Consider the following 5,319-nt stretch of genomic DNA (forward strand, 5'->3'; position numbering starts at 1 on the left):
GTCCCGGCGGGCCTCGACCGCCAACCGGGTCGCACGCTCACGCAGCTCATCGTTGTACTTCTTCGGTGCGGGCATCGCTGGTGTTCCTCCCAGGTTTCGATGTCTCCATCAAACCCGGTGCGGGACATGCTGTCGGTCCTGCGGCACCGCTGGGCCCGCCTCGGGCTGGCAGCTGGCGGATCCGTAACTGGCAGCAGAGGACAGCCATGAGACCTGTGGGCGGGCCGCCGCCCGCCCACAGGTCAGGGATGATTCGCTGTCAGGTCGAGAAACCGTGCTCCTGTCGGGACCTTTAGCTGCGGCGTAGGACCAGCACGTCTTCGTGCGCGATGAGGTGCACGGGGATGCCGTCGTCTCTAGACCTGCGGACGGCCAGGAGGCCGAACAAGTTGGCCGGGTGCACGATCTGTCCGTCGCGGACGGCGGCGAGCATCGCCGCGCACCGCTGCACCGGTACCAGCCCCACGGACTGGGCGACCGCGAGGAGTTGGCCGGGCAGGTCGATCAGGTCGTTGCGCTGGCGCCGCACAGGTCGACAGGTGACGACCACGGTCCCGCCGGGACGCAGCACTGGGTAGCTGGCGGCGAGGATTGTGGCGAAGCCGTCGAGTAGACGGGACCAGCCGCCGTAGGCGAGGTTGCCGCGTTCCCGGTCCCCGTACAGGTGGTCCCGTTTGCGTACCCCGGTGCTTGTTGTCCGTACGAGCCCGTGGGTTCCGCGCCCGTACGGCGGGGACGTGAGCACGAGCCCCACCTGACCGACCGCCGACGCCGGCACCAGATCGAGCAGGCGGGTGGCGTCGCCGGTGAACACCTGCGCCGACCCGGCCGCGCCCTGCGACGCGGCGAGGGAGACGTTGGCTACGGCCAGGGTGGTGAAGCGGGGTTCGATGTCGATGCCGATTCCGTGTCGGTCGAGGTGCATGGCTTCCACGAGGGTGGTGCCGGACCCGCACATCGGGTCGAACACCAGGTCCCCCGGTGCGGTGTAGGAGTTGATGGCGTGTGCGGCGAGGTGGGGCAGCATCTTGCCGGGGCGGCTGGAGGTCTGCGGCACGTAACGGCCCCGCCGCTGGTCCCGGGCCGGCTGCTGGCAGGTCAGCCATACGGAGGTAATCGGCAGCTCATCAGTCATCGGCACCGCCCGGCTGCGTCGTGGTGCAGGTCAGGATCAGGACGTCGGTGTGGATGTCGAGTTGCGTGCGCTGGCCGGGTCGTGGTGGCCGGTCGGCCGCCACGATGTGCTGCAGGTACGCCAATTCCGCCCCCTTTGCGGCAACGATGACATCGACCGGGAGGACGAGGTCGCCGTGCGGCAGCAGCACCGCCACACACCCGCCCGGCACGAGGCTCGTACGGCAGCGGGTGAAGAACTCGCCCGGCGATGTCGCGTCGTCGAGGGGCCAGCCGGTGACGATCAGCGTCGCCGGCTCCCGGCCCCAGCCGAGCTGCCGGGGCGCGTCCAGTTGGCTGCGGCGGTGCGCGGCGATGACCGCGCGGGCCATCTGTGGTCCCAGGGCGAGGTCGATGATCAGGTCGGCGGGGTGGGTGAGGTTGTGGACCAGCCGCACGCCCATCGCGTTGGACATGGTCTCGCCCCTGTCAGGGGCGGGGACCGGCCAGACGGTGATCGGCACGGGCGGGTCACCGGCCACCACATCCCCGACGGGGATGGGTGCGCGGCGTGGGTTGCTACAGATCTTGAAAGGCCAGGTTCGTCCACTATGGCCCGGCGTGTCGGCGTTATCTTCGCCGGTGATCGTTGTAGGCCGGGGTGATGAGGTATTCCGACGGAGGAGGGTTGTCCGCGCGGGGGCGGGCGAAGCGTGAGGCGGTGCGGCGGCAGGCGGCCGGGTGGTTCGCTCAGGGGGTGTCGGTGCCGGAAATCGCCCGCAGGCTGCGGGTGTCGCAGACCGCGGTGTACGGGTGGCGTAGCGGTGGCGGGCCGGTGGTGAGGACGATCTTGCTTCAAAGGGGCTTGGTGGGTCCCGCTGCCGCCTTGACGAGCCCCGGCTGCGGCGGCTGGCCGACGCCTTGGACGAGGGTCCGGCGGCGCACGGCTTCGGCGAGGATCAGCGCTGGACTTTGGCCCGGGTGTCGGACTTGATCGCCCGTATGTTCCGCACCCGCTACACGCTGCGCGGTACGTCGTACTTGCTGCACCGTATCGGCTGGTCGGTGCAGATTCCCGCGCACCGGCCGGTCGAACGCGACGAGGCCGCGGTCGCGACGTGGCGGCGGGAGGTGTGGCCGGCGGGAAAACGGTAGCGGCGCAGCGCGACGCGTGGATCTGCTTCGAGGACGAGGCCGGTCAGACGCTGCGCCCACCGAAGGCTCGCACTTGGGGCCGACGCGGTCACACTCCACAGATTCCGGTGTCCGGCAGGGGATCCGGGCGAGTCTCGATTGCCGGGCTGGTCTGCTACAAGCCCGGCCAGCGTCCTCGGCTGATCTACCGCACGATCATCCACCGCGGTCGCAAGAACGAACGCCGCAGCTTCGGGGAGACCGACTACATTGCCCTGCTGGATGCCGCGCACCAGCAACTCCGCGGGCCGATCGTCCTCGTCTGGGACAACCTCAACACCCACATCAGCGCCGCCATGCGGCAGATGATCGCCGCCCGGGACTGGCTGCACGTAATCCGCCTGCCCGCCTACGCTCCCGACCTCAACCCCACCGAGCAGGTGTGGTCCCACCTCAAGCGCAGCATCGGCAACCTCGCCGTCCGCGGCGTCGACCACCTCCTATCGATCATCCGGAACCGGCTCAAGCGAATCCAGTACCGCCCCGACCTGCTCGACAGCTTCCTGACCCACACCGGCCTGACCATCGAACCCAACTCCACCTAGCATCCAAGATCTGTAGTGTCGACACGGGAGGACTCCGGCGGGTGGAGAGAACGATCGAACGGCGCATCGAAGACACCGCTGTCGGCACTAAGAGCGTGTCTCAGGTGGCGGCCGGTCGTTCTTCGTGGTAGATCGTTTCCACTATGGACGAACGGTTGATCCAGCAGTGAGTGCCTGACGAGTTGTGGGATCTGGCCGCCCGTTGATCCCTGCACCGCCTCGGCGTCGGCAGGGCGGAGGGACGCCGCCGATCGACGCACGGGCGGTGTTCGCGGCGATCGTGTACGTGCTGACCACCGGCTGCGCCTGGCGGCATCTGCCGCCCGGGTTCGGGGTGTCCAGGGCCACCGCGCATCGCCGGTTCCAAGCGTGGACGGCCGCCGGACTGTGGCGCCGGTTGCACGTCGCCGCGTTGGACCAACTCGGCACGCAAGGGTTGATCGACTGGTCCCGGGCCACTGCGGACGCCGCCTACGTGCGGGCAAAAAAAGGGGGGCGCTCTGACCGATCCGAGTCCGGTCGACCGAGGCAAGCCCGGCAGCAAGATCCACGCCCTGTCCGAGCGTGGCGGGCTGCCACTGTCGGTGGGCGTGTCGACGGCGAACACCCACGACAGCCGTTGCCTGGAATCCCTCGTCCAAGCCATTCCCGCCGTCCGTTCCCGCCGTGGTCCCCGGCGCCGACACCCGGACAAGCTGCACGCCGACAAGGGCTACGACTACCCCCACCTGCGCCGCATGCTCCGCCAGCGCGGCATCCGCCCCCGCATCGCCCGACGCGGAATAGAGTCGGCCAACCGCCTCGGCCGACACCGGTGGGTCATCGAGCGGACCTTCGCCTGGTTCACCGGCCACCGCCGGCTGACCATCCGCTACGAACGCGATCCCGGCCTGTACTGCGCATTCGTCACCCTCGCCGCCGCCCTGACCTGCCACAAACGCTACCTCAAACTCACCACCTGAGACACGCTCTAAGCTACCAGTTGAATAGATCTGGCGATGATCAGCTCGATCCATTCGGATAGCAGGGCCACTGTATTGCGTTATAGGCGTCGCCGCATTCTGCCGCCCCGGCAGCGCGGAAGACGAGCCGACCGCCGATCCGCCGGCCGCCAAGAAAACTCGTCGCCCCCGCAATCCGACGACCTGACCATGGCGGCGCTGGTCCAAAACTGCTTCACGTAATCAAGAACGGCCCCGGCCGAAGCCGGGGCCGCGCGCACGCGCTACAGGCCTACGGCCCCCGCGCGCACGCCCGCCTTCATCTGTGCCGCTGAGCCGGACGGCGACCACTCCACTCCACTGCCGAAGCCATTGGCAACACATCGATCACAGCCGATTTAAATTGCGTCGTGACGGCAACCGTGACGGCAACGCGAGCGCACCGTATCTGCCATCCGCGCCCGCAGGCGACCATTCGACTACGCACAGTAGCGTCACTCGGATTGCGACCAAACAAGCAGACGACCCTCAGACTGGCGGATGAATATGTCGTCTCGAATTCCCAGCCTCTCAGCCACCTCCCGCGGTTCACAGCGCCTCAAGAGGAACACAAAATGAAGCGGAAACGGAGGTCGGCCTCGGGGGATGCCATCCGCGTCGAGCGATAGATTGGCGCGCTCTGCAGCCTCGCAAAGCAGGGCAATGAACAGCGGAAAAAAGTCCTTTTCGACCAGGCCGTCAGCGTCCTCCACGACAACGACAACACATCGCTTCCCATGCCAACTACCATGAAGATCATCGAGGCAGTCTACGAGCCCATACCAATTGTGGCCAAAATACGAGGGAAAACTGAGCTTCTCCGCGAACTCAGCGAACAAGCCAGCCACGTCGGTCATCATCCTGGAGTCGAGCTTCCGGATCACGCCACCAGGCGCAAGCCCTCTTACCTGCTCATGGACCAGTTGGTCGTCAGCTTGAGCAATCACCACCCATGGCTCGACCGGTGATTGCAGATCAAATGAGTCGAACGGCTTGATCACGGATATTCCCCGACATAATAGAAGGTTCCGTAATGGTCGGGCGTGCAATAGACCGACCCTGATCCCGATTTAGGCGTCAACAATCTTTCGCCGCCACGAATCGGCCTTGTACAGCCCGCAAAGGAGCAGACAGGCAAGTCAGCAGTTGCGTTGACGTCCCATTCGCGATATGCACCTCCGGGCAGATCGCCAGCCTTGTTGGCCCAACTCCCATTACCCTCATATCCCGGCACCTTACCGATACCGCCAGCCCTGCTCTTTACCTTATCCAACATGTCGAACGCCTTGGCGGGGGCCGGCCCCTCTACTACTCCCGCTCCACCAGGGCTGCCGGACGCCCCGCCATGTCGGCCACACAATGAGCCATTCCGCGCAAGCAGGCGGTAGCAGTCAGTAGCTGTCCGGAATGCCGGGTAGGCGTCGGACGCGCCAGATCAGGCGGGGTACGGAGAAAAGACGCAGAACCCCGATACGAAGTGGTCCTTC

6 protein-coding genes and 1 pseudogene are annotated in these 5,319 nt (G+C 66.6%); 4 read left to right on the forward strand and 3 right to left on the reverse strand.

Annotation, left to right across the window (positions count from 1 at the left end; translation table 11 throughout):
- Positions 1-292 precede the first annotated feature (292 nt).
- Both C1I93_RS27875 and C1I93_RS27880 read right to left on the reverse strand, forming a co-directional pair.
- Positions 293-1,135 (reverse strand): TRM11 family SAM-dependent methyltransferase, encoded by an 843-nt coding sequence (locus tag C1I93_RS27875; RefSeq protein ID WP_111246249.1) that lies wholly within the window; start codon positions 1,133-1,135, stop codon positions 293-295.
- On the reverse strand, positions 1,128-1,589 hold the full coding sequence (locus C1I93_RS27880; protein ID WP_223256788.1) for a hypothetical protein: 462 nt from the start codon (positions 1,587-1,589) through the stop codon (positions 1,128-1,130). Before C1I93_RS27880 ends, C1I93_RS27875 begins: the two co-directional genes overlap by 8 nt.
- Positions 1,590-1,777: 188 nt before the next feature.
- Between C1I93_RS27880 and C1I93_RS33135 the strand changes: the two genes are divergently transcribed.
- The 4 genes and pseudogenes from C1I93_RS33135 to C1I93_RS27895 form a co-directional block, all read left to right on the forward strand.
- Entirely contained in the window at positions 1,778-2,107 is a 330-nt protein-coding gene (locus C1I93_RS33135; RefSeq protein WP_212808354.1) for a helix-turn-helix domain-containing protein, read from the forward strand.
- Positions 2,035-2,268: a helix-turn-helix domain-containing protein gene (locus C1I93_RS32105; protein ID WP_223256787.1), complete on the forward strand. Its 234-nt coding sequence runs from the start codon at positions 2,035-2,037 to the stop codon at positions 2,266-2,268. Before C1I93_RS33135 ends, C1I93_RS32105 begins: the two co-directional genes overlap by 73 nt.
- Positions 2,232-2,852, forward strand: coding sequence for an IS630 family transposase (locus C1I93_RS27890; protein WP_223256786.1), 621 nt, complete (start codon positions 2,232-2,234; stop codon positions 2,850-2,852). The genes C1I93_RS32105 and C1I93_RS27890 overlap by 37 nt, the downstream gene beginning before the upstream one ends.
- A gap of 170 nt (positions 2,853-3,022) precedes the next feature.
- Positions 3,023-3,814, forward strand: a pseudogene (locus C1I93_RS27895) (IS5 family transposase); the annotation flags it as partial.
- 473 nt (positions 3,815-4,287) lie between these two features.
- On the opposite strand, the gene C1I93_RS27900 reads toward C1I93_RS27895, so the two are convergent.
- A complete protein-coding gene (locus C1I93_RS27900) occupies positions 4,288-4,833 on the reverse strand; it encodes a barstar family protein (RefSeq protein WP_181445365.1) in 546 nt (181 codons plus the stop codon).
- Between the last annotated feature and the right edge of the window lie 486 nt (positions 4,834-5,319).

This window comes from Micromonospora endophytica (genome assembly GCF_003236305.1).
Classification (GTDB): Bacteria; Actinomycetota; Actinomycetes; order Mycobacteriales; family Micromonosporaceae; genus Micromonospora; species Micromonospora endophytica.

What these genes read in the sequence shown, in the direction of transcription:
- C1I93_RS27875 (WP_111246249.1), bottom strand. Translation starts at nt 1,135, where the DNA reads ATGACTGATGAGCTGCCGATTACCTCCGTATGGCTGACCTGCCAGCAG.
- C1I93_RS27880 (WP_223256788.1), bottom strand. Translation starts at nt 1,589, where the DNA reads ATGTCCAACGCGATGGGCGTGCGGCTGGTCCACAACCTCACCCACCCC.
- C1I93_RS33135 (WP_212808354.1), top strand. Translation starts at nt 1,778, where the DNA reads ATGAGGTATTCCGACGGAGGAGGGTTGTCCGCGCGGGGGCGGGCGAAG.